The sequence below is a fragment of the Nonomuraea typhae genome (assembly GCF_009760925.1).
Taxonomy (GTDB): Bacteria; Actinomycetota; Actinomycetes; order Streptosporangiales; family Streptosporangiaceae; genus Nonomuraea; species Nonomuraea typhae.
This window is the reverse complement of record NZ_VRLV01000001.1, coordinates 839,186-860,726: the sequence shown is the minus strand read 5'-3', so window position 1 is coordinate 860,726 and position 21,541 is coordinate 839,186. Positions and strand designations below refer to the sequence as shown.

The following is a 21,541-nucleotide window of genomic DNA, read 5'->3' as shown; positions in this document are numbered from 1 at the left end:
GGGCCTAGGCCGGGCGTTCGTCCAGCACGCCGCGGGCGACGGTGGTGATGTGGAGTTCGTCCGGCCCGTCGAGCAGGCGGGCCATCCGGCCCATGCGGAACAGGGCCGGGAGCGGGGTGCCGGGGCCCAGGCCGGCGGCGCCGTACACCTGGACGGCCGCGTCGGAGACCTGCTGCAGCATGCGGGCGGCGGCCACCTTGGCCAGGGCGGTGTCGCGGCGGGCGTCCCGGCCGGCCTCCAGCAGGGCGGCGACCTGGAAGACCAGCGGGCGGGTGGTGCGGATCGCGAGCAGCGCGTCGAAGACCAGGGCCTGGACGAGCTGGTGGTCGGCCAGGCGGCCCGTGGACAGGGTCCGCTCCCTGGCGCGCCGGCGCATGAGGAGGAAGGCGCGCCGGGCCTGGCCGAGCCAGCGCAGGCAGCGCAGCAGGCGGCCGAGCCGTACCCGCCGGCCGGCCACGCGCAGGCCCTTGCCTTCCGCGCCGACCAGGTGGCCGGGGGCCGCGTCGAGCGTGAGCTCCCACTGGCCGCCGGCGCCGAGCACGGTGAGTTCGCGCTCGAGCCGGAAGCCGGGCGAGCCGGTGGGCACGAGGAAGGCCGACGGGCCCGCCGGTGCGCGGGCCAGGACGAGGGCGAGGCCGGCGCGGTCGGCGCCGGTGACGAACCACTTGCGGCCGTGCAGGGTCCAGGAGCCGTCGGGTTCCGGGCGGGCGCGGGTGGTGATCAGGGAGGGGTCGGAGCCGGGGGTGTCCGGTTCCGTCATGGCGTTGCAGAGGGTCAGCTCACCGCGGGCGAGGCGGTGCAGGTGGTCCGGATGCTCGCCGAGGACGGTCATGTCCAGGAGGGCCGTGGAGCCGAGTACGGCGGGGCCGTGGTCGCTGGCGCCCTCGGCCTCCGCCACGTGGGCGTAGTCGGGCAGGGACAGCCCGGCGCCGCCGAGTTCGGGGGGAAGCGGCAGCCCCCAGAGCCCTTCCGCGATCGCCTCCTGTTTGAGCCGCTGGACGAGGTCGCGTGCGGTCGCGCCGCCGGCGTCGAGCTCGGCCTCGTGCGGGACGACCCGCCCGGCGACGAACCGGGTCACCCGGTCACGCAGGTCACGCACCTCTCGCGGGCACTCCGGCGCCCCCCACAACTCACTCACGAACATCCCCATCTCCGGATAAGTCGGGAACTTGTGGATATTTCCGCCCGACTGGCTGCTGTGGAACAGGTCGCGTGAAGGCGCCACCGGGTTCCCGCCCAGGAGAGGAGAGTCCATGACCCATCCAGCCGCGGTCAGGACAGCACGTCCGCTCGACGGCGTCGACCTGCGCGCAGCGGGTCCGCCTGCCCTGATCAGCCTCGCCGCCGGCCACCTGAAGTTGCTCGGCTGCGCCGGCCGTACCACCTTCGCCCGCTCCGGCGCGGGCCGCATCAGCCTCGACGAGAGCGTGCACGCCGACATCGCGTGGGCCCGCGCGGCCCCCGCCGGCGAGGTGAGCGACGAGGCCACCGCGCAGGCGGCCACGGGAGTCATGCACGTGCACGGACGCAGCAGCGGCGAGCCGCGCGGGCTCGCCGCCGACTACCTGACGACGGCGTGCGCGGTGCTGACCGTCCAAGGACTGCTGGCCGCCATGCTCGGCCGGGCACGCGGCGCCGAGGTGACGAAGGTGCGCACGGGCGTCGACCTGGCCGGGCTCCTCGCCGTGAGCCAGTACCTCGCCGCCGCCACCGCCGAGGACGGCGAGGCGGTGCCGATCGCCCCGGGCGGCCCGCCGTTCACCACGGCCGACGGCGTGCGCTTCGAGGCCGAGACCCTGGACCCCGAGGTGTGGGTGAGGTTCTGGCGCGCGCTCGGCGTGCCCGAGCCGATCGCGGGCTCGGCCTGGCGCTCGTTCCAGTTCCGCTACGCCACCGCGTGCTCCCCCCTGCCGCCGGACCTGCACGACAGGGCCCGCACCGCCACCTGGGCAGAGGTACGGCGGGCGGCCCGTGAGAGCGGAGCCTCGGTGTGCGCGCTCACGTCCTTGACCGGCCGTCTGGCGGAACCCGCTCCGGAGGCGCCCTGGCAGCTCTCCCCCCGGCTGCCCTTCGCCCCCTCCCCCGCCGTCGTGCCCGAGACCGACCGCCCGCTGGCGGGGTTCACCGTCCTGGAGGCCGGGCGGCGCATCCAGGCGCCGCTGACCGCGCACATCCTGGGCATGCTCGGCGCCGCCGTGATCCGGGTCGAGCCGCCCGGCGGAGATCCGCTGCGCGGCATGCCGCCCGCCTGCGGCGGGCTGTCGGCGCGCTGGCTGGCGCTCAACCGGGGCAAGAGCGCCGTGGAGATCGACATCAAGTCCCCCACCGGCCGGGCGGAGCTGCGCGAGCTGGCCGCCGGAGCGGACGTGTTCGTGCACAACTGGGCCCCCGGAACGGCCGAGCGGCTGGGCCTGGACGACGGCGACCTGGCGGCGGTCAACCCCGGCCTGGTCTACGCCTACACCAGCGGCTGGGCGGGACGGCTCGCCGATGCACCGCTGGGCACCGACTTCATGGTGCAGGCGCGTACCGGGGTGGGCGAAGCCGTACGGCCGCGCGGGGAGGCTCCGGCGCCGTCGCTGATGACCTTGCTGGACGTGCTGGGCGGCCTGCTCGGCGCCGAGGCCGTGCTGGCGGGACTGCTGCTGCGTGAGCGCAGCGGGACGGGGGTGCGCGTGGACTCCTCGCTGCTGGGCGCAGCCGAGATGCTCACTCTGCCCGCGCTCCGCCGGGCCGGGGCCGGGCTCGATCCCCGCGCTCCCGCGGGCTTCGGTCAGCCGGTGCCCACCGCGGACGGCTGGGTGGCGGTCGCCGGCGACCGCCCCGTCCCGGAGGTTCCCCGCGGCGCCGGGACGGCGGCGGCCGTCGGCCTGTTCCGGCGGCACGGCCTGCGGGCCACCGCGGTGACGACCGCCCTGGACGCGCTGCCCGCCGACCCCCGCTTCAGCTCCGTGCTCACCCGCGACGACCACGGCGCCGTCGTCGTGCCCGCCCCTTGGAGGTTCGCATGACCATTCAGCTGATCGACCTGGTCCCGGGCACGCTGCGCCGCGCCTGGGCGGCCGACGGCACCTGTCCCGACCTCGACATCTACGCGTTGTTCCGGGCCCACCGCGTGGCCGCGCCGGACCGGATCGCGCTCGTGGACGGCGCCGGCACGCTGACGTACGCCGAACTGGACCTGCGTGCCCGCGCGGCGGCGGCCGGGATGCGGGCGCTCGGCGTGTGCGCCGGGGACGTCGTGGGCGTCCAGGTGCCCAACGGCAGAGACGCGGTCATCGCCGACCTGGCCGCGGCGGCGCTCGGCGCGGTCGCCCTGCCCTTCCCCGCGGGAAGGGGCGTCGCCGAGGCCGTCTCCCTGCTGGGGCGCTCCGGGGCGCGAGCGGTCGTGGCCGCCGCCGAGCATCGCGGCGCCGCCCACGCCCGCGACCTCCTCGCCGCCGCACACCGGCTGCCCGCGCTGCGGACGGTGATCGCCACCGGACCGCAGGAGCCGCCGCCGGGCAGCGTGCCCTGGGCCGAGGTGCTGTCGGCCGACCCGCGCGCGTTCGCCCCCGCCCGGCCGGACCCCGACGCCGCGGCGCGCATCCTGGTCTCCTCGGGCTCGGAGGCCGAGCCCAAGATGGTCGCCTACTCGCACAACGCCCTGGCCGGCGGGCGGGGCAACTTCCTGGCGACGCTCCTCCCGGGCGACGTCCCGCCACGCTGCCTGTTCCTGGTCCCCCTGGCCTCCGCGTTCGGCAGCAACGGCACCGCCGTCACGCTGGCCAGGCACGGCGGCAGCCTGGTGCTGCTGGAGCACTTCTCCCCGCAGGCCGCGCTGGCCGCGATCCGCGAGCACCGGCCCACGCACGTGCTGGCCGTACCGACCATGATCCGGATGATGCTCGACCAGCCCGGGACCGCGCCGCTGCCGCCGATGACCGCGCTCGTGCTCGGCGGCGCCGAACTCGACGCCGCCACCGCCGCCGAGGCGCGCGAGGTGTTCGGGTGTCCCGTCGTCAACCTGTACGGCTCGGCCGACGGCGTCAACTGTCACGGCGGTCTCGGCCACGACCCGGGCGGCGACCAGGGACCCGGTGTCGTGGTGGGCCCGCCGGACCCGCGCGTGGCCGAGATCCGCATCGCCCCCGTGCCCGGCGAGGAGTACGGCGAGATCATCGCCCGCGGCCCGATGACGCCGATGTGCTACGTGGGCGCACCCGAGCTGAACCAGCGCTACCGCACCGCCGAAGGCTGGGTGCGCACCGGCGACCTGGGGACGATCGACGAGGCCGGGCGGCTGCGGCTGGTCGGCAGGCTCAAGCAGGTGGTCATCCGCGGCGGCGCCAACATCAGCCCGGCCGAGGTCGAACGCGCGCTGGCCACGCACCCGGGCGTGCGGGAGGTGGTCTGCCTGGGCGTGCCGGACACCGTGATGGGCGAGCGCCTGGCCGCGTGCGTGCTGCCGCGGGCCGGCCGGAGCCTCACGCTCGGCGAGCTCACGGCCCACGCGCAGGGGCTGGGGCTGGATCGGGGCAAGCATCCCGAGCACCTGCTCCTGGTCGAGCGGATGCCGCTGACCCCGGCGGGCAAACCGGATCGCGACGCGCTGCGCGAGCTGATCCTGCGGGCGAGGTGAGTACGGGGGCCGGACGCCCGGCCCCCGTACTCAGGCGGCCCGGTCCGCCTCCAGGACGGAGGTCACGAGCTGGAGCCGGGCCCGCGCGACGCGGGAGCGGATCGTGCCCACCGGGCAGCCGAGCACGTCGGCCGCCTCGGTGTAGGGCAGCCCCACGAGCTGGGTGAGCACGAACGCCGCGCGCCGCTCACCCGGCACGCGGGTCAGGAGGTCGGCCAGCACCACGGCGTTCTCCGGGCTCGGGGTGCTGCCGTGGCGCCGCCGCTCCACGACGGCCTGCCAGTCGGGCAGGTCCGCCACGGCCGGCCGTACCGCCGCGGACCTGAAGCGGTCGATCACCACCCGCCGCGCGATGGACAGCAGCCAACTGCGCGCGGACGAACGGGCGGCGAACGTGCGCAGGCTCCCGATGACCCGTAAGAACGTCTCCTGGGTGAGGTCCTCGGCCGACTGCGGATCGGTCAGGTAGGCAACGAAACGCCGGACACAGGGATAGGCGGCCAGGACGAACGCCTCCAGGTCGGCGGGCGAGCCGTCCCGCGCGTTCACGGCGAGTTCGGTCAGCACGTCGTCGTTGAGATCGGTCCTCATCGTGATCCTTCCGGGTTGCGGTGGAGAAAGGAGAAGGGGATGCCGAACAGGTCCGTCACGGCCCTGCTCACCGCGGTCATGGCGGTGTCGATGGCCCAGCTCTTCCTGGTCGGGGCGCTGGGCCCGCTGCTGGTGGCGCAGGCGGGCGTGCCGCGCGCGGTGCTCGGCTGGACGACCACGGCCGGGTTCGCCGTCGCCGCGCTGCTGTCGCTGACGGCGGGGCACTGGGTGGACCGCCTCGGCGCCCGCCGCAGCGTCATCGCCCTGCTGCTCGTGGCCGCGCTCGCGCTGGCCCTGATCGGCTCGGCGACGGGCACGCCGATGCTGCTGGCCGCGCTCGCGCTCGGCGGGTTGCCGCAGGCGCTGGCCAACCCGGCCACGAACAAGATCATCGTGGGGTCGGTGGAGCCGGTCCGCCGGGGCGCGGTGACCGGCTGGAAGCAGTCCGGCGTGCAACTGGGCGCCTTCGCCGCCGGGCTGCCGCTGGCCGCGCTCGCGGGCTGGCTGGGCTGGCGGGGGGTCATGGGGGTGACGGCGGCGATCGCGGTGCTCATCGCGGTGTGGGCGGTGCGCAGCCTGCCCGCCGACCCCGCAAGCCCGCCCGCCGGCCCTGCTCGCGGGAGCGCCGGGCAGCCGGTCCCGCCGCGGGCGCGGATCGGCGGGCTGACGGTGTTCTCCTTTCTGCTGGGCTGCGGGATCGCCGCCGTGAACACCTATATGGCGTTGTTCGGAGTCCAGGAGCTGGCGCTGTCTCCGGTGGTGTCCGCCTGGCTGGTCGCCGTCCTCGGCCTGGCGGGCATCGCCGGTCGGGTCGGCTGGTCGCGGCGGGCGGACCGCTCCGGCCGGGCTCCGGCCTACCTCACGCTCCTGGCCGGCGGGGCGTGCCTGGCCGCGCTGGTGCTCGCCGCATCCTTCTGGCTGCCGGGCGCGGGCTGGGCTGTCTGGGCGGGGGCCGCGGGCATCGGCGCCTTCGCCGTGGCCGCCAACGCCGTCACCATGGTCGTGGTGATCGGCCAGGCGGCCCGTGGCGCCGCGGGCCGCGACTCCGCGCTGGTCTCGGCGGGCTTCTTCGCCGGGTTCGCCGCAGGCCCGCCGGCCTTCGGCGCGCTGGTCGAGTCCGCCGGATACGGACCGGGATGGCTGCTCGTGGCGGCCGGGTTCGCGCTCGCGGCCGCGGTCGCGCTGCCCCTGCGGAGCCGGGCATGACCTGGGCGGAGCGGACCCTGGACGCGCTGCTGGACCGGGCGGGGACCACGGAGGCGGCGGTGGCGCCGCGCTGGCCGCTGTTCGCCGATCCGCGGACCGGCGACTGGACGACCACGGCTCGCGGCTCATGGACCGGCGGCTTCTGGGCCGGGCTGCTGGGCCTGCGGGCGGCCCTCAGCGGCGATCCCGCCGACCGCGCCGCCGCCTCCGGCCGGACGGCCGCGCTCGCGCCGTGGATCGGGGCCGACACCGCCGCCCGCGGCATGATCTTCTGGTACGGCACCGCGTTCGCGGAGACGGAGCTGCGGCAGAGCGCGACCGAAGCCCTCCTGGCCGCCTACGACCCCGTCCTCGGCGTGGTCCCGTGGGGCGCGGCCTTCGGCGGCCCGCGTGATCTCGCCCGCGTGGACAGCCTGCCCGGGCTCGTCCCCCTGCTCGGCGGCTCCGGAGCACCGGGCCTGCGTGCCATGCGCGGCCACCTCGACCGGCACCTGGACCTGCTCACGCGCGGCGGCCGGCCGGTTCCCGCCTGGCGGGTCGCGCCCGATGGCGGCTGGGTGCCGCATCCCGAACCACCGGCCGGGTGGAGCCGGACGGTGCCCTGGCTGACGCTCGCGCTCGCCGACGCCGACCGGCTCGCGCCCGGCCGGGCCCACGAGACCCTGAGCCGCCTGACCGCCTCCCGCCCGGACGGCCCGCCCGACACCTCCGCGACCGCGATCCATGCCGCCGGCCTGCTGAAGCTGGCCGGCACGCACGAGAACGCGCGCCTGCGGGACCAGGCCGCCCGGATGCTGCGCGGCCTGGTCACCGATCACGTCCGGGACGGGCGGCTGCTCGACGGCTGCTACGACCTTCATCGCGGCCTCGCCACCCGGCACGAGCTGGTGTGGGGTGATTTCTTCCTGGCGCTCGGCCTGGCGATGCTCACCGGCGCGATCGATCCCTTCACCTGCTGAGGGGGCCGGTCATCCGAGGGCCTTCCGCAGCAGGTCGGCGTTCGCCTTGTACATGCCGATCAGGTCGTGGTCGGGGCCGGGGAAGTTGTCGATGACCACCCGCTTGGCCTGGACGCTGCCGAGGGTGTCGCCCGCGGGCATCGCGGAGTTGTCCAGGATGAGGGTGGGCTTCTTGGCCACCAGGCCGGCGATCTGGGCCGCGGTGGGCGGCTGCGGGCCGTACACCCCGGCGGGCTGGACCCCGGCGAGGTCGGCGGCCCAGGCCACGAACGCCTGGGAGACGATCACGGGCGACTTCCCGGCGAGCTGCCGCTTCAGCGCCGCGTACTCGGTGTCGAGGCTCGCGGCCCACGTCCTGGCCGCCTCGCCGGTGCCGAACTCCGCCGCCAGCCGGGCCACCTCGGCCTTGACCTTCTCGGGCGAGTTGTCCAGGGCGACCTCGATGACCTTGGCCTTGGATCCGGCGGCCTCCTTGAGCTTGCCGGCGAAGCCCTCGAAGGCGGCGTACAGCACGATGTCGGCCTCGGCGACCTTGGCCAGGTCGGAGGGCTTGGGGTCGTAGTCGGGCGCGTGGCTCACGCCGGCCGGGACGATCACCGACACGTCGGTGGCCCCGGCCGCCTTGGCGAAGCCGGCCTCCCAGCTGGAGGCGGCCACGACCTTCAGCCCGCCGCCCTTCGGCTCGGCAGCCTGGGCGCAGCCGCTCATGGCCAGCAGGACGGCCGCGGCCAGAAGGATCTTCTTCATCGCTTGACGCCTTTCAGGTGGATGATCAGGGTGCAGATCCCGCCGACCAGGACGAGGGTCGGTCCAGGCGGGAGGTCGAGCAGCAGGGCGAGCACGAACCCGCCCACGTTGAACAGCAGCCCGAAGGCGACCGACCAGCCGATCATCGACGGCAGCGAGCGGCCGATCCGGCGGGCGGCCAGCGCGGGCAGCAGGGTCAGGGCGTCCACCAGCAGAGCGCCGGTGAGGCGGATGGCCGAGGCGATCGCCAGCGCGATCACCACCAGCAGCACCAGCGTCAGCCGCTCCACCGGGACGCCGGAGCACAGCGCCAGCTCCCGGTCGTGCAGGAGCAGCGCCAGGTCGCGGCGGCGCCAGAAGTAGAGCAGCGGGACGATGACGGCGAGCGCGCCCAGCGCGGCCACGTCCCACGGCCGGGTGGCCAGAATGGAGCCCCACAGCAGCTCGAAGGCGCCGTTGGCGTTGACGCCCGAGATCGACAGCACGAGCAGGGCGGCGGCGATGGCCAGCGTCATCAGCAGCCCCATCGCCCCCGACAGGCCGCTGCTGCTGCGCGCCAGGGGCGTCAGCGCGCCACCGGTCACCGCGCACAGCACCAGCGCGCACAGCAGCGGGTCGAGCCCGGTCAGCAGGCCGATCGCGATGCCGAGCAGGGCGACGTGCATCATCGCGAAGCGCACCGGCATGATGTCCAGTCCGACGATGAACACGCCGACGACCGGCAGCCCGATCGACCCGAGCAGCAGCGCCGCGAACGCGAGCTGCACCGACGGCAGGGCGAGGATCTGGCTCACCGCACCTCCCGCAGGCGCCCGGCGGCCATCTCCGCGACCCGGTCGCAGGCGGCGGCCACCACCCGGTCGTGGGTGACGACCATCACCGCCACGGGAAGAGCGGCCAGCACGGCGGCCACCTGCTCCTGACCGGCGAAGTCCAGGGCGGCCGTCGGCTCGTCGGCCAGCAGCAGCCGGGCGCCCGCCGCCACCTGCCCGAGGGCCCTGGCCAGGTAGGCACGCTGAAGCTGCCCGCCCGACAGCGTGGCCAGCGGGCGGCCGAGCAGATCGCCGATGCCCAGGTCACCGGCCGCCCGCCTGGCCTGCTCGCCGTCGCGGCCGCTGTCCAGCAGTTCACGCAGCAGCAGCGGGAAGTGGCCGGCGGCCTGCCGCTGCGGGATCCAGGCGACCTCGGCCCGGCGGCGCCGCCAGTCGGCCTGGCTGCGGGCCTGCTCGCCGTACACCTCGATGCGGCCGGTGACGTCGCGGTGCAGGCCGAGGATCGCCCGCAGCAAGGTGCTCTTGCCCGAGCCGTTGGTGCCGGTGACGGCCAGATGCTCACCCGGAGACAGGTCCAGGCCGACCTCGCTGACAGCCGTCAGCCCGCCGTGACGGCAGCTCACGGACGACAACCTCAGCGTCGTCACGTGAACCACCCCCGCGCAGGGGGATGCAACATGGGGAGACTCCATGAGGAGGAGCCCGGACCGCGTTCCACGCGGCCGGGTACAAGGAGATGACGCGCGGCCCTACCTGGGGCGGCGCATGCCGGATGACCTCAGGGCGCCGGAGGAGGGATCGTCAGACGGCGCGGAGGAGGGCGGGCGGCCCGCGGCGGTGAACCGCCTTGGTGAACACCAGCGAGCGCCACGGACCGGTCCGGTCACACGGCACGGCCCGCCACAGCCCGGCGCAGGTCTCCACGCGGAGCGGCGCGAAGAGCAGCAGCAGGCGCGGCGGAGCGGCGGCCCACAGCCGCAGCGCGGTCCACACCGTGCTTTCGCCCTGGTGCAGCCACCATCCGCTGAGCAGGGCCAGCGTCAGGTGGACCAGCATCATCCCGACGTTCAGGTGCCCGCCGTGCCCCGTGCCGGCCTCGGCCGCGGGGGCGAGGCGGGCGAACACCTGGTGCAGCACGAACTGGACGACCACGGTCGCCGCGAGCACGCTCTCCCGCGACCGCTCGCGCCCGTTGACCGCCAGGGCCAGGAGGTACGGCGCGGCGAAGCCGAGCAGCAGCGCGGCCGGCGAGATGGCGCCGCCGCCCGCGAACAGGTGACCGCCGGCCGAGACCATGACGCACACCGCCGCGAACGCGGCTGCGCGGATCATGCGGAGGGCCGGGGGCACGGCCCTATCCTGACAGCCGGAGTCCCGCGTGAGAACCCCGCGTGGTGTCAGGGGTCATCCGGGAGATAGGTCATCACCGAAGTACGGGTGTCCACACACCGACAGGAAGACGGCCATGACCGAGACACTCACCAAACAGCTCCCCACGGCCACCCCGCTGACCACCGAGGACGCCCAGCGCGTCGTCGACCAGATCAGCGCCGACGTGGAGATGGCCTGGCAGGTCGCGGAGCAGCTCGACAGGGACCCCAGGCTCCTGCTGGTCCGGCTGTTCGCGCTCGCGCCCGCCCAGCAGACCGGCCTTTCGCGGATGCGGCTGGACCGGACCCGCTCGACGTTCGCCCCGGTCGCCCGGGCGCTGCGTGAAGGCGACCCCGTGACCGTGCGCATCATCGACGTCCCCGCCGTCGCCTCGGCCTTCAGCTGCTCGTTCAGCGTGAAGGTCGACTCGGACGGCGTCGCCGTGGAAGGTTCCATCACCACCTGAGATGAAGCCCGCACCCGGGGCCCCCATCGGGTGCGGGCGCTCACTACCGTTGCCGCCATGACTCAGCGCCCTCTGCTCTTCCTCGATGTCGACGGAACGCTGCTCCCCTACGGCGGCGCCTGCCGGCCCGGATCATGGGACCGGTGGCAGGAGCAGTCCAACCCGCAACTGGCCAAGCTCGTCCCCGGGCACGGCCCGCGGCTGCTGGCCCTGCCGTGCGACCTGGTGTGGGCCACCGCGTGGATGCACGACGCCAATGAGGTGATCGCCCCGCTGCTCGGCCTGCCCGAGCTGCCGGTCGCCGACCTGCCCGACGCGCCGGACGAGGACCGGGCCGGCGCCCTGCACTGGAAGACGCGGACCCTCGTCGAGATCGCGGCCGGTCGTCCTTTCGCCTGGGTCGACGACGAGATCGGCGACCTCGATCGCGCGTGGGTGACGGCTCACCATCGGGGGCACGCCCTGCTCCACCGCGTCGACTCCGCCACCGGCCTCACCGACGCCGACTTCACCACGCTCGCCGGTTGGCTGGCTCATCCGCTCCCGTAGAATGCCGTGACTTGCAGTTGCAAACTACTCGCAATAAGAGGGTGCACGTGGCCGTAGTCCTGGGCATCGAGACCTCCTGCGACGAGACCGGCGTCGGCATCGTCGCAGGCGGCCGCATCCTGGGCGCCGCGCTGGCCTCCTCCATGGACGAGCACGCCCGCTTCGGCGGCGTCGTCCCGGAGATCGCCGCCCGGGCGCACCTGGAATCGCTGACCCCGTGCCTGCGCTCGGCCATGGACCAGGCGCAGATCGAACCCGGCGAGATCGACGCCATCGCGGTCACCTCCGGCCCCGGCCTGGCCACCGCGCTGCAGACCGGCCTGGCCGCCGCCAAGTCGCTCGCCCTCGCCTGGGACAAGCCGCTGTACGGCGTGCACCACCTGGCCGGGCACGTCGCCGCCGACACGCTGGAGCACGGCCCGCTGCCCGCCCGCTCGATCGCGCTCATCGTCTCCGGCGGCCACACCTCGCTGCTGCTCCTGGGCGACCTGGCCACCGATCCGATCATCCACCTGGGCGACACCCGCGACGACGCCGCCGGAGAGGCGTTCGACAAGGTCGCCCGCCTCCTCGGCCTGCCGTACCCGGGCGGCCCCTCGGTCAGCCGGGCGGCCGCCCAGGGCGACCCGGGCGCGATCACCTTCCCCCGCGCCATGCTCGGCCAGGGGTTCGGCTTCTCCTTCTCCGGCCTCAAGAGCGCCGTCGCCCGCGAGGTCCAGCAGAACCCCGGCCTGCGCGTCCCCGACGTGGCCGCCTCCTTCCAGGAAGCGGTGGTCGACGTCCTGACCCGCAAGGCCGTCGCCGCCTGCCGGGAGCACGGCGTCGGCACCCTGGTCATCGTCGGCGGCGTGGCGGCCAACGCCCGGCTGCGGGAGGTCGCCGCCGGGCGCTGCGCCGCCGCGGGCATCACCCTGCGCGTGCCGCCGCCCGCCCTGTGCACCGACAACGGCGTGATGATCGCCGCCGTCGGCGGCCTGCTGGCCGCGGCCGGGCAGCCGCCCGCCACGCTCGGCCTGTCCGCGGACCCGTCGGCCCCGCTCACCCGGGCGGTGTGCGCGCCTACTTCGGCATGAGGACCTTGTCGATGATGTAGACGGTCGCGTTGCCCGTGGGCACGTTGCCGCAGATCACGTTGGCGTCGTTGACGGTGTAGGCCATGCCGCCGCGCTTCACGCTCAGCGTCCCGCCCTCCAGCGTCTTCAGGTCGGCCGAGGACAGCTCGGCCGGGGCCTTCCTCCCGGCGACCACGTGGTAGGTGAGGATCTTCGTCAGCGTCTCCTTGTCGGCCAGCACCTTGTCCAGGGCCGCCTTCGGGATGGCGGCGAAGGCGTCGTCGGTGGGCGCGAAGACGGTGATGTCCGTGGCCGAGTTGAGGGTGTCGGCCAGGCCCGCCTTCTTGACCGCGGCGACGAGCGTGGACAGCACCGGGTTGTTGGACGCGGCGGTGGCCACCGGATCGTCGGCCATGCCGGTGAAGCTGCCCTCGCCGTCCTTCGGGACGGCGGCGCAGGCGGCGCCGAACGGGCCGTCCACCGGCGCGGCGGCGGAGGGGGCGGCGGAGCTCGCCGGCGGTGGTGCGGGGCTCTGCGCGGCCATGCCGGTCGAGCCGCCGCACCCGGTCAGGGCGAGCGCCGCGGCCGCGGTCAAGGCGATGGACTTCATGGAGGTTCTCCCTTGTGTGCGGTGATGGTGTGCGGTGAGAGGGGGGTGCGCGGCCCGGTCAGGTGACCGTGACCACGACGGAGTGCCAGCCGTCCGCTCCCGACGGGAACGGGGCGGCGCGTCTGGCGGTCTGGGTACGGCCGGCCGCGTCGGTGGCCCGCGCCTCCAGCCGGTGGGTGCCCGGTGTCGCCTGCCAGGTCCAGGTCCACTGCCGCCAGGTGTCGGCGCCGGGGACGGCGGCCAGCCGTACCCGATGCCAGGGGCCGCCGTCGGCGCGCACCTCGACGGCGGCGATCCCCCGGCGCTGCGCCCACGCCACCCCGGCCACCGGGACGGGGCCCGCGGGCAACCGGGCGAACGGGGCGGGCAGGTCGATCCTGGACATCGTCTTGACCGGGGCGTCGGTGACCCAGCCGCGCCTGGTCCAGTACGCCTGCTCGTCGGTGTAGCGGGTCAGGCGCAGGTCGGTGACCCATTTGGTGGCCGCGACGAACCCGTACAGGCCGGGCACCACCAGGCGGGCGGGGAAGCCGTGCGCGGGCGGGAGCGCGACGCCGTTCATGGCGACGGCCACCATCGCGTCGCGGCCGTCCAGGATCGCGGCGACGGGCGTGCCGCCGGTCCAGCCGTCGTGCGAACGGCTCAGCATCTGGTCGGTTCCGGGTGGAATGCCCGCTCTGGCCAGCAGCGTGGCCAGGGGGACGCCGATCCAGCGGGCGTTGCCCGCGTACGGCCCGCCGACCTCGTTGGAGACGCAGGTCAGCGTGATGTCGCGTTCGATGAGGCCGAGGCGCAGGAGCTCCCCCATGTCCAGTTCGACGGTGCGGACGCCGTGGACGCGCAGGCGCCAGCTCCGCGGGTCCACGCGGGGGATCGCCAGGGCGGTGTCCACGCGGTAGAAGCGGTCCGCCGGGGTGATGAAGGGGGTCAGGCCGGGCAGCTTCAGGTCCGTGCCCGGCGGGAGGGGACGGGCCGGGTGGTCGGGAAGCGGGACGGGCGCCGCCGGCCCCGGCCCGGGCACGGCCCACCGGAGCGCGGAGTCCCCGAGCACGGCCGCCACTCCCACCCCGAGCCCCGTCACCAGGAACCGGCGTCTGGGCGCGGCCGGGCCGGCGGCGTCCCGCCGGGAGCCGGGCAGCGCCAGCAGGACCGCACCGGTGAGAGCGCCCGTCAGCGACGGCAGCGCGTCCGCGGCCTGCGCCGCGGGCCGGGTCACGGCGAGCACGGCCACGACCAGGCCCAGCCCGCCGGCCGCGGCGCACGCGCGCACGGGCCGGCCGGCCGCCAGGACGCCCAGCAGGAACGCCACCGGCACCAGCAGCGCGACGATGGCCGCGACCAGCACGGCCTTGTCGCTCTCGCCGAACGTCCTGATCGCGAACTCCTTGACCGGCTCGGGCGCCAGATCGACGAGCAGGCTGCCGACGACCAGGACCGGCGAGGCGGCCGGCCGTACCAGCACCGCCAGCGCGTCCGCCACGGCCAGGGCCGCGGCCAGAGCGGACAGCCCGGCGAGACCCGCGCACAGCACTCCGCGTCTTGTTCTGCTCACGTCAGGTGTTCGGAGCGGGGCGGGGCGCGGTTTGGTCCGATGTTTTCGCGCGCCGGAGCCAACCACCGCTCCGTCTGCTCCGAATGACTCTGTGCAACGGTCCGCACCGACGAAAGGCGCCGCACGTGGGAGCCAGCAGGGCACCACACGACCACGACGACCGGGCTTCGCGCGATCTGGCCGAGCTGATGCGGCTGAGCGCGCTCGGCGACCAGGAAGCCTTCTGCCGCCTCTACGACCACGCCGCGGGCACCGTGTACGGCATCGCGCTGCGCGTGGTCCGCGACCCGAGCCAGGCCGAGGAGGTGACGCAGGAGGCGATGCTGGAGATCTGGCGCACCGCCGCCCGCTACGACGAGCGGCAGGGCTCGGTGATGGCCTGGATGGCGACCATCACCCACCGCAGGGCGGTCGACCGCGTCCGTTCCGCGCAGGCCGCGGCCACCCGCGAGGCGCGAGCGGGCCACCTGGCCACCGCCTCCGGCTCCGCCGGCTATGACGTGGTGCTGGAACAGGTCGAGGAGCGGCTGGACCGCGAGCGGATCCGCCGCTGCCTGAGCAGGCTCACCGAAGTGCAGCGCCAGTCGGTGACGATGGCGTACTACAGCGGGTACACCTACGCCGAGGTGGCGCACCTGCTCAAGACGCCGCTCGGGACGATCAAGACGCGGATGCGCGACGGCCTCATCCGGCTACGCGACTGCCTGGGAGCGGGCGCATGAACGAGACCCTTCACACCCTGTCGGGCGCGTACGCGCTGGACGCGCTGCCGCTGGAGGAGCGCAAGGAGTTCGAACGGCACATGCGCCGGTGCCGGGAGTGCGCGGCCGAGGTGTCCGCCTTCCTCGAGACCACCGCCCGCATGGCGGCCGCGGTCGCCCAGCCGCCGCCTCCCGAGCTCAAGGAGCGGGTTCTCGCCGAGGTCGGCCGGGTTCGCCAGCTCCGGCCCCCGGTGTCGGCCGGACGGGCCGGGTGGTGGCGCAGGCCGTCCGGGCCCGCCCTCCTGGCCGCGGCGTGCGTCCTGGTGGCCGCCGTCCTGGGCACGCTGCTCGTCCGGGCCGGCGGCGAACCGGCCGACGGCGGCAGGCGGAACCGGGACCTGGCCGCCGTCCTGGCCGCGCCCGACGCCCGCCTCGCCTCGGCGCGGGTCGGGCAGGCAGGCGCCCGCCTGATCTACTCCCCGTCCCGGGGGCAGATCGTGCTGGCGTCGGCCGGCCTGCCCGTCCTGCCGCGCTCACGCGACTACCAGGTGTGGCTGATCGGCCCCGACGGCATCCGCTCGGCCGGAATCATGGGAGAGGACTCCTACGTGCTGGCCGGCGCGGTCAAGCCCGCCGACCGCATCGGCCTCACCGTGGAACCCGCGGGCGGCTCCCGGCAGCCCACCACCCGGCCGCTCGCCGTCCTGCCTCTGCCCGCCTAGAGAAGGAAGGTGAACAGCGGCGAGCCCGGCGGGATGCGCTCCACCGTGAGCGGGCCGGCCTTCATCCGCGCCATGAGGCTGTCGATGTCGCCGGCCCGCTCGAGCTCGATGCCGACGAGCGCCGGGCCGGTGTCGCGGTTGTTCTTCTTGACGTACTCGAAGGCGATGATGTCCTCGCCCTCGCCCAGGACCTCGTCCAGGAAGTGACGCAGGGCGCCGGGACGCTGCGGGAAGGTCACCAGGAAGTAGTGCCGCAGCCCGATGTGCACGAGGGAGCGCTCCAGCACCTCGTTGTAGCGGCTGACGTCGTTGTTGCCGCCCGACACCACGCACACCACCGGCCCGCTGGCCGCGCGCGGCAGCAGCTCGCGGGCCGCGGCTCCGGCGAGGGCTCCGGCGGGTTCCGCGATGATGCCGTCGCTCTGGTAGAGATCCAGCATCTCGGTGCACACCGCGCCCTCGTCGACCGCGACGATCTCGTCGACCAGGTCCTTGACCAGCGGGAACGTGTGCTCCCCGACGCGTCCGACGGCGGCGCCGTCCACGAAGGTGTCCAGCTCGGGCAGGGCGAAGGGACCGCCGTGGTCGAGGGCGGCGCGCATGCTGGCCGCGCCCGCGGGCTCGGCGCCCACGATGCGGGTGCCGGGTGAGTGCTCGCGCAGCCAGACGGCGACGCCGCTGATCAGGCCCCCGCCGCCGACCGGGACGACCACGGTGTGCGGCCGCTCGCCGCTCTGCTCCAGGATCTCCAGGCCGACGGTGCCCTGCCCGGCCATCGTCCTGACGTCGTCGAACGGGTGCACGTAGACCGCGCCGGTGTCCTCGCTGTCGGCGTGGGCGGCCGTGCTGGCCTCGTCGTAGGTGCCGCCGCCGACCACGATCTCCACCCGGTCGCCGCCGAGCGCGGCGATGCGCTGCCGCTTCTGCCGCGGCGTGGTGGACGGCACGTACACCCGCCCGTCGATGCCCAGCCGCGCGCAGGCGAACGCGACCCCCTGGCCGTGGTTGCCGGCGCTGGCGCAGACCACGCCGCGCCGCCGCTCCCCCTCGGCCAGCGAGGCGATCAGGTTGAATGCGCCACGCACCTTGTAGGAGCGGCAGAGCTGCGCGTCCTCCCGCTTGAGCAGCACCTGCCCGCCGAGCAGGCCGGACAGCCGCTCGTTCGGCTCCAGCGCGGTACGGCGCACCACCGGCCGCAGCCGTTCGGCCGCGTGGCTGATCATCGCGGCGGTGAGGCGGTCGGTCATGCACACTCCTGGCACGGTGGCGGATCAAGGGATGCTCCGCAGGATAGCCCGCTGACGGTAAAGGGCCCGCCGTTGCGCGAGGGCCGATGGACGAGGCCACAGCCCTCGCGGGCGACGGGGTGACCCACCTGACCTACCGCCTCAGCCGGGCGTCCGCGCCGACCGCCTCCCTTAGTAAATCCTTTACGTATATTTTCCTCTAGTCGGGAGAAAGCGCTTACAGTATTTTGATCCCGAAAGTGCTCAAACGCCCTCAACACCGGTCAAGGAAGGGAGTCAGTTGTGGGTTACGGCACTCACTCGGTACGGCACCCGCGGTTACTCTGGTGCCTTTTATCGGCCCTGATCATGCTCCTCGGCCTCCTGGCCCCGGCCGCTCCCGCCAGGGCCGCGGAACCCCCGGCGCCTGGCGTGCCCTGCACCAGCGACGACCTGAGCCGACGGCACCCATGGGTCGAAACAGCGGTTTCGGTGCCCGAGATCACCCATTTCAAGGGCTACTACGTCACGACGGGAAGCAACGTCGACCAGCAGGTGACGTTGATGGAGCAGACCGTCATCACCGTCGCCGTCATGAACAACGTGCAAGTAACGGCGAACTTCGATTTCAGCGCCCTGTTCAAGGCGCAGGCGCTGGTGCAGCATCAGGTGACGAAGACGACGGCGACCACCAAGATGTTCCAGGAGGTCATCACCTGGCGGTTCACGCAGCCCGGGTTCTACGGGGTGTTCAAGGGCACCCGCAGGGTCACGGGGACGATGAGCACCCTCAACTGCGGCCTGGTCAGCCAGAGCGACGGGACCCGGCGCCTCGAATGGATGGTACGGCCTGGCGGCTCGTACACCACGTTCGGGCCGCTCAACGAGGGAGCGGTGCGCTGCGAGGACGTCGTGCCCGAGCGCAGCGTCATGAAGGAGGCTCAGCGCATGCTGGGCTGCTTCGGCGCCCCCGCCGCCCCGAAGCGGGAGACGACCCAGCCGGCCGAGAAGGCGGCCGAGCCCGCGACGCCCGCGGTCCAGGCGTTCCCGCCCGGGTTCGTCTGTGAGCCGGGCTACGGCAAGAAGTTCATCGCCAAGAACGGGATGGCGCTCTCCGTGTTCGACAAGATCGCGCAGCTGAGGGAGTTCGGCGGCCACAGCAAGCAGCGCTGGAGGCTGTGCACCGGGCCGGACACGGACGGATTCCCCGAGGTGATGCTCCAGGTGAACATCGACAACAGATGCCTGGAGATCGGCGGCGGCGACCCGGGCGCGGAAGGCAAGATCGTGGCCGCGACGACCTCGTGCAACGGCGGCACCAACCAGCGGTTCGTCCTCTACCGGGACGTGCCAGGCTCGACCCTGGTCGGCATCCAGTCGAAGTACACCGGCTCCATGCTGGGGCCGGACGCGCTGAACAGCCACGAGCCGATCCGCCAGTACAAGGGCGGCGTGGAGCAGGGGCTCGGGACGTTCTCCCTAGAGCCGCTCTGACACGAGGCGGCGAGCTCGACGACAGCGGCCATCGCTCCGTCCCCGGCGTCGCCGGGGTGCGGGTGATCGCCGCTGTCGTGTGTCCGCCTTCGACTGCATCCCCGTCGACTCGAAGGGGCCGCGGTGGCCGATGCGGCGCATCCAGTCGGCCGGCACGATCGGCGGCATCCAGATTCCCGTGCCGATGGCGAGGGCGGCGGCGGTGCCCATGTCGCCGGCCAGGTCCAGGGTGAAGGAGGAGAAGAGGGCGACGAACACGACGGACTGGAAGTTGATCTTGGGCATGCCGCGAGAGGGCATGGGCAACGGTGGTCGCGCGGCGACGCGTACGGCCGCGCGCCCCCGCCGGCCGCGACCGTACGCGTGATCGATCGTGCTTCGGTGTCAGTCGTCGATGACCTGGTAGAGCGTGGTCCAGAAGTCGAGGATGGCTCGGGTCGAGTCCGGGTTGGTCGTGCCGACCTGGGTGAGCAGGATCCCGGCGAGCTGCTTGTCCGGGTCGCCGTAGGTCGAGGTGCCGGCCCCGCCGTCCCAGCCGAACTGACCGACCGAGGCGTAGTCGGCGCGGTAGGTGCGCACCGCCATCCCGAACCCCCAGCCGCCGTGCTGGCCCTGGCCGAAGGACACGTGCACGTACTTCTTGGCCATCTCGGTCCGGAACGCCGTCTCCTGCGGCGAGAGCCGGTTGGACGTCATCATCTCCACCGCCGGCCGCGACAGAATCCGCTGACCGTTGTGCACTCCGCCGTTGAGCAGCATCCGGAAGTAGGCGTGGTAGTCGTCAACGGTCGACACCAGCCCGCCACCACCGGACTGGAACACCGGCGGCTTGCTGACCCGCCCGCCCACGGCCTCGTCCCACACCACGAGCTTGCCGCTGACCGGGTCAGGAGAATACAACGGCGGCAGCCGGTCGATCTTGCCCGCCGGCACGTGGAAGCCGGTGTCCTTCATCCCCAGCGGATCGAAGATCCGCTCCCGCAGGAACGTCTCGAACGGTTTGCCCGTCACCCGGGCCACCAGCACGCCGAGCACGTCATGGCTCATGTTGTACTGCCAGTGCTCGCCCGGCTGGTACATCAGCGGCAGCGTGCCCAGCCGGCGCATCCACTCGTCCGGGGCCAGGTTCGGCGCCCCCTCCTGCGGATACAGCCCCCGCTCCACCGGGTCATCCAGCCGGATCCTGCACTCATCCAGCAGGACCATCGCCGCCGCCATCGAGACCGGCTTGGTCGTCGAGGCCATCCGGAAGATCGTGTCCCGCCGCATCGGCGCGCCGCCCTCGGCCCGCATCGTGCCCAGCGCCTCGACGTGCGTCTGACCGCCCCGGCTGACCAGCGCGACCAGCCCGGGAATCCGCTTGGACGCCATGTGCCCGGCCAGAACCTCACGCAGCCTGCGCAGCCCCGCCTTGGAGATGGGGGCGTCTTTGGAGCTCGGGTTCCCGGGGCTCGAGACGGAGGCCCCCGAAGCGGTGGCGGTCGAGGCCGTGGTGCTCGCCTCGGCGGTTGACGAGGCGGCCACGAGGCCACCGGCCGCCAGCGGGACGGCGCTCAGCGCTCCGAGGACCGAACGGCGGGAAGGGCCGTGGCCCGGCGCGTCCGTGAAGCCGCTGCCGCTGTTTCCCATCATGGGTCTCCTTGAGTCGGTGTTCGCTCTTGCGGATCCCGCGCCCCGGAGCGGGGTCAGGCGTCCCAGGTGACGGGGAGGCTCTTGACGCCGTAGATGTCGGCGGTCTCCGGGCGCAGGGCGACCTCCTCAGCCGGTACGGCCAGCCGCAGCGTCGGGAAGCGCTTGACCAGCGCGGAGAAGGCGACCCGCATCTCGACGCGGGCCAGTTGCTGGCCCAGGCACTGGTGGATGCCGTGGCTGAAGCCCAGGTGACCGCCCTCCTGGCGGCGCAGGTCGAGCAGATGGGGGTCGGTGAAGCGTTCGGGGTCGCGGTTGGCGGTGTTGTAGGACAGGACGACCATCGAGCCGGCCTTGATGGTGTGGCCGCCGAGCTCGACGTCCTCCAGCGCGACTCTCTGGAAGCCCTTGGCGATGCCCAGGTACCGCATCAGTTCTTCCACGGCCGTGTCGATGAGCGCGGGGTCGTTGCGCAGCGCGGCCAGCTGGGCCGGGTTCTGCAGCAGGGCGAAGGTGCCCAGGCCCAGCATGTTCGCGGTGGTGTCGAACCCTGCCGACAGCAGGATCAGCGCGATCCCCTTCAGCTCCTCGTCGGTGAAGTCGCTGTCGAGCAGGTCGCTGAGCAGGTCGTCGGTGGGGTTGGCCCGCTTGGCCGCCACCAGCTCCGCGAGGTACGTCTGGGTGGCCAGGTAGGCCGCGATCAGCTCCTCGTCGCCGACCTCCCCGCTGAGGAACTTGTCGATGTTGTCCTGGAACCGGCCGCGGTCCCCGTACGGCACGCCCAGCAGCTCACAGATGATGACGGCGGGAATCGGCTTGGCGAAGGCGGTCACCAGATCCGTCCCCGGCCCCGCCTTCTCCATGGCGTCCAGGTGCTCGGCGGTCACCTGCTCCACGCGCTCGGTCAGCTGCCGCATCCGCCGGACCGTGAACTTGCCCACCAGCGGCTTGCGGTAGCGGCCGTGCTGCGGCTCGTCCATCAGCAGGAACTCACCCGGCGGTGGCGGCGGGATCTCCATGCCGGCCAGATCCATCGCCCAGTGGTGCCGCATGAGCTCCTTGCGCGAGCTGAACCGCTGGTCGGCCAGCACCGCCCGGAGCAGGTCGTAGCCGGTGACCAGCCAGCCCTGATGCCCGTCCGGGAAGGGGAAGCGGCTGATCGGGCCGTGCTCACGAGCCTCGAGCAGCTCCTTGGGCGGGTCGAACGGGCAACCGGGCTGACGCTCGGCCGGCATCGTGGTGAAGGTGTGGAGGGATTCACTCATGATCATT

General features: G+C 73.7%; 22 protein-coding genes. 10 read left to right on the top strand and 12 right to left on the bottom strand.

Features of this window, described 5'->3' with window-relative positions; all coding sequences use genetic code 11:
• Nucleotides 1-4: 4 nt before the first annotated feature.
• Nucleotides 5-1,255 (bottom strand): acyl-CoA dehydrogenase family protein, encoded by a 1,251-nt coding sequence (locus tag FVE25_RS04115; RefSeq protein ID WP_246266593.1) that lies wholly within the window; start codon nt 1,253-1,255, stop codon nt 5-7.
• Here FVE25_RS04115 and FVE25_RS04110 point away from each other — a divergent pair.
• Together FVE25_RS04110 and FVE25_RS04105 are read left to right on the top strand one after the other, a co-directional pair.
• Complete coding sequence (locus tag FVE25_RS04110) at nt 1,254-3,011, top strand: CoA transferase (protein ID WP_157244999.1); 1,758 nt, start codon at nt 1,254-1,256, stop codon at nt 3,009-3,011. The genes FVE25_RS04115 and FVE25_RS04110 overlap by 2 nt on opposite strands.
• A complete protein-coding gene (locus FVE25_RS04105) occupies nt 3,008-4,621 on the top strand; it encodes a class I adenylate-forming enzyme family protein (RefSeq protein ID WP_157244998.1) in 1,614 nt (537 codons plus the stop codon). Before FVE25_RS04110 ends, FVE25_RS04105 begins: the two co-directional genes overlap by 4 nt.
• Nucleotides 4,622-4,651: 30 nt before the next feature.
• On the opposite strand, the gene FVE25_RS04100 is transcribed toward FVE25_RS04105, so the two are convergent.
• The gene (locus tag FVE25_RS04100) at nt 4,652-5,212 is read right to left on the bottom strand and encodes a sigma-70 family RNA polymerase sigma factor (RefSeq protein WP_157244997.1); all 561 of its coding nucleotides are present in this window, start codon (nt 5,210-5,212) and stop codon (nt 4,652-4,654) included.
• A gap of 39 nt (nt 5,213-5,251) precedes the next feature.
• Between FVE25_RS04100 and FVE25_RS04095 the strand changes: the two genes are divergently transcribed.
• Both FVE25_RS04095 and FVE25_RS04090 read left to right on the top strand, forming a co-directional pair.
• Entirely contained in the window at nt 5,252-6,418 is a 1,167-nt protein-coding gene (locus FVE25_RS04095) for an MFS transporter (protein WP_219825292.1), read from the top strand.
• Nucleotides 6,415-7,377 (top strand): sugar ABC transporter permease, encoded by a 963-nt coding sequence (locus FVE25_RS04090; RefSeq protein ID WP_157244996.1) that lies wholly within the window; start codon nt 6,415-6,417, stop codon nt 7,375-7,377. Before FVE25_RS04095 ends, FVE25_RS04090 begins: the two co-directional genes overlap by 4 nt.
• Nucleotides 7,378-7,386: 9 nt before the next feature.
• On the opposite strand, the gene FVE25_RS04085 is transcribed toward FVE25_RS04090, so the two are convergent.
• The 4 genes from FVE25_RS04085 to FVE25_RS04070 all read right to left on the bottom strand — a co-directional run bounded on the left by FVE25_RS04085 (nt 7,387) and on the right by FVE25_RS04070 (nt 10,247).
• Nucleotides 7,387-8,124 carry a metal ABC transporter solute-binding protein, Zn/Mn family gene (locus FVE25_RS04085; RefSeq protein WP_157244995.1) on the bottom strand — a complete coding sequence of 246 codons (738 nt, stop codon included), beginning with the start codon at nt 8,122-8,124 and terminating at the stop codon, nt 7,387-7,389.
• Complete coding sequence (locus FVE25_RS04080; RefSeq protein ID WP_157244994.1) at nt 8,121-8,918, bottom strand: metal ABC transporter permease; 798 nt, start codon at nt 8,916-8,918, stop codon at nt 8,121-8,123. Before FVE25_RS04080 ends, FVE25_RS04085 begins: the two co-directional genes overlap by 4 nt.
• Nucleotides 8,915-9,544, bottom strand: a complete 630-nt coding sequence (locus FVE25_RS04075) for a metal ABC transporter ATP-binding protein (RefSeq protein ID WP_246266591.1) — start codon at nt 9,542-9,544, stop codon at nt 8,915-8,917. Before FVE25_RS04075 ends, FVE25_RS04080 begins: the two co-directional genes overlap by 4 nt.
• Nucleotides 9,545-9,698: 154 nt before the next feature.
• Nucleotides 9,699-10,247: an MFS transporter gene (locus FVE25_RS04070; protein ID WP_157244992.1), complete on the bottom strand. Its 549-nt coding sequence runs from the start codon at nt 10,245-10,247 to the stop codon at nt 9,699-9,701.
• Between the two features lie 115 nt (nt 10,248-10,362).
• Between FVE25_RS04070 and FVE25_RS04065 the strand changes: the two genes are divergently transcribed.
• From FVE25_RS04065 to tsaD, 3 genes are read left to right on the top strand one after another with little or no spacing between them, the layout of a single operon-like run.
• Nucleotides 10,363-10,734 (top strand): hypothetical protein, encoded by a 372-nt coding sequence (locus FVE25_RS04065; RefSeq protein WP_157244991.1) that lies wholly within the window; start codon nt 10,363-10,365, stop codon nt 10,732-10,734.
• A 57-nt stretch (nt 10,735-10,791) separates the two neighbouring features.
• Nucleotides 10,792-11,283 carry an HAD domain-containing protein gene (locus FVE25_RS04060; RefSeq protein WP_157244990.1) on the top strand — a complete coding sequence of 164 codons (492 nt, stop codon included), beginning with the start codon at nt 10,792-10,794 and terminating at the stop codon, nt 11,281-11,283.
• A 41-nt stretch (nt 11,284-11,324) separates the two neighbouring features.
• Nucleotides 11,325-12,356: a tRNA (adenosine(37)-N6)-threonylcarbamoyltransferase complex transferase subunit TsaD gene (gene tsaD / locus FVE25_RS04055; protein WP_157244989.1), complete on the top strand. Its 1,032-nt coding sequence runs from the start codon at nt 11,325-11,327 to the stop codon at nt 12,354-12,356.
• On the opposite strand, the gene FVE25_RS04050 is transcribed toward tsaD, so the two are convergent.
• Together FVE25_RS04050 and FVE25_RS04045 are read right to left on the bottom strand one after the other, a co-directional pair.
• Nucleotides 12,343-12,945 carry a fasciclin domain-containing protein gene (locus tag FVE25_RS04050; protein WP_157244988.1) on the bottom strand — a complete coding sequence of 201 codons (603 nt, stop codon included), beginning with the start codon at nt 12,943-12,945 and terminating at the stop codon, nt 12,343-12,345. The two genes, tsaD and FVE25_RS04050, sit on opposite strands and share 14 nt — an antisense overlap.
• Before the next feature lie 58 nt (nt 12,946-13,003).
• Nucleotides 13,004-14,497 (bottom strand): molybdopterin-dependent oxidoreductase, encoded by a 1,494-nt coding sequence (locus tag FVE25_RS04045; protein WP_157244987.1) that lies wholly within the window; start codon nt 14,495-14,497, stop codon nt 13,004-13,006.
• Nucleotides 14,498-14,622: 125 nt separating this feature from the next.
• Between FVE25_RS04045 and sigK the strand changes: the two genes are divergently transcribed.
• Nucleotides 14,623-15,219, top strand: coding sequence for an ECF RNA polymerase sigma factor SigK (gene sigK / locus FVE25_RS04040; protein ID WP_281367806.1), 597 nt, complete (start codon nt 14,623-14,625; stop codon nt 15,217-15,219).
• Nucleotides 15,216-15,920, top strand: coding sequence for an anti-sigma factor (locus FVE25_RS04035; RefSeq protein ID WP_157245500.1), 705 nt, complete (start codon nt 15,216-15,218; stop codon nt 15,918-15,920). The genes sigK and FVE25_RS04035 overlap by 4 nt, the downstream gene beginning before the upstream one ends.
• Here FVE25_RS04035 and ilvA read toward each other — a convergent pair.
• Nucleotides 15,917-17,167: a threonine ammonia-lyase IlvA gene (gene ilvA / locus FVE25_RS04030; RefSeq protein ID WP_157244985.1), complete on the bottom strand. Its 1,251-nt coding sequence runs from the start codon at nt 17,165-17,167 to the stop codon at nt 15,917-15,919. The genes FVE25_RS04035 and ilvA overlap by 4 nt on opposite strands.
• Nucleotides 17,168-17,638: 471 nt before the next feature.
• On the opposite strand from ilvA, the gene FVE25_RS04025 reads away from it, so the two are divergent.
• Nucleotides 17,639-18,640, top strand: a complete 1,002-nt coding sequence (locus FVE25_RS04025) for an RICIN domain-containing protein (RefSeq protein WP_181019436.1) — start codon at nt 17,639-17,641, stop codon at nt 18,638-18,640.
• On the opposite strand, the gene FVE25_RS04020 is transcribed toward FVE25_RS04025, so the two are convergent.
• The 3 genes from FVE25_RS04020 to FVE25_RS04010 all read right to left on the bottom strand — a co-directional run bounded on the left by FVE25_RS04020 (nt 18,626) and on the right by FVE25_RS04010 (nt 21,534).
• On the bottom strand, nt 18,626-18,925 hold the full coding sequence (locus FVE25_RS04020; protein WP_157244983.1) for a DUF418 domain-containing protein: 300 nt from the start codon (nt 18,923-18,925) through the stop codon (nt 18,626-18,628). The two genes, FVE25_RS04025 and FVE25_RS04020, sit on opposite strands and share 15 nt — an antisense overlap.
• Nucleotides 18,926-19,024: 99 nt before the next feature.
• Entirely contained in the window at nt 19,025-20,272 is a 1,248-nt protein-coding gene (locus tag FVE25_RS04015) for a serine hydrolase domain-containing protein (RefSeq protein ID WP_246266590.1), read from the bottom strand.
• Nucleotides 20,273-20,325: 53 nt separating this feature from the next.
• Nucleotides 20,326-21,534: a cytochrome P450 gene (locus tag FVE25_RS04010; protein ID WP_157244982.1), complete on the bottom strand. Its 1,209-nt coding sequence runs from the start codon at nt 21,532-21,534 to the stop codon at nt 20,326-20,328.
• Nucleotides 21,535-21,541 lie beyond the last annotated feature (7 nt).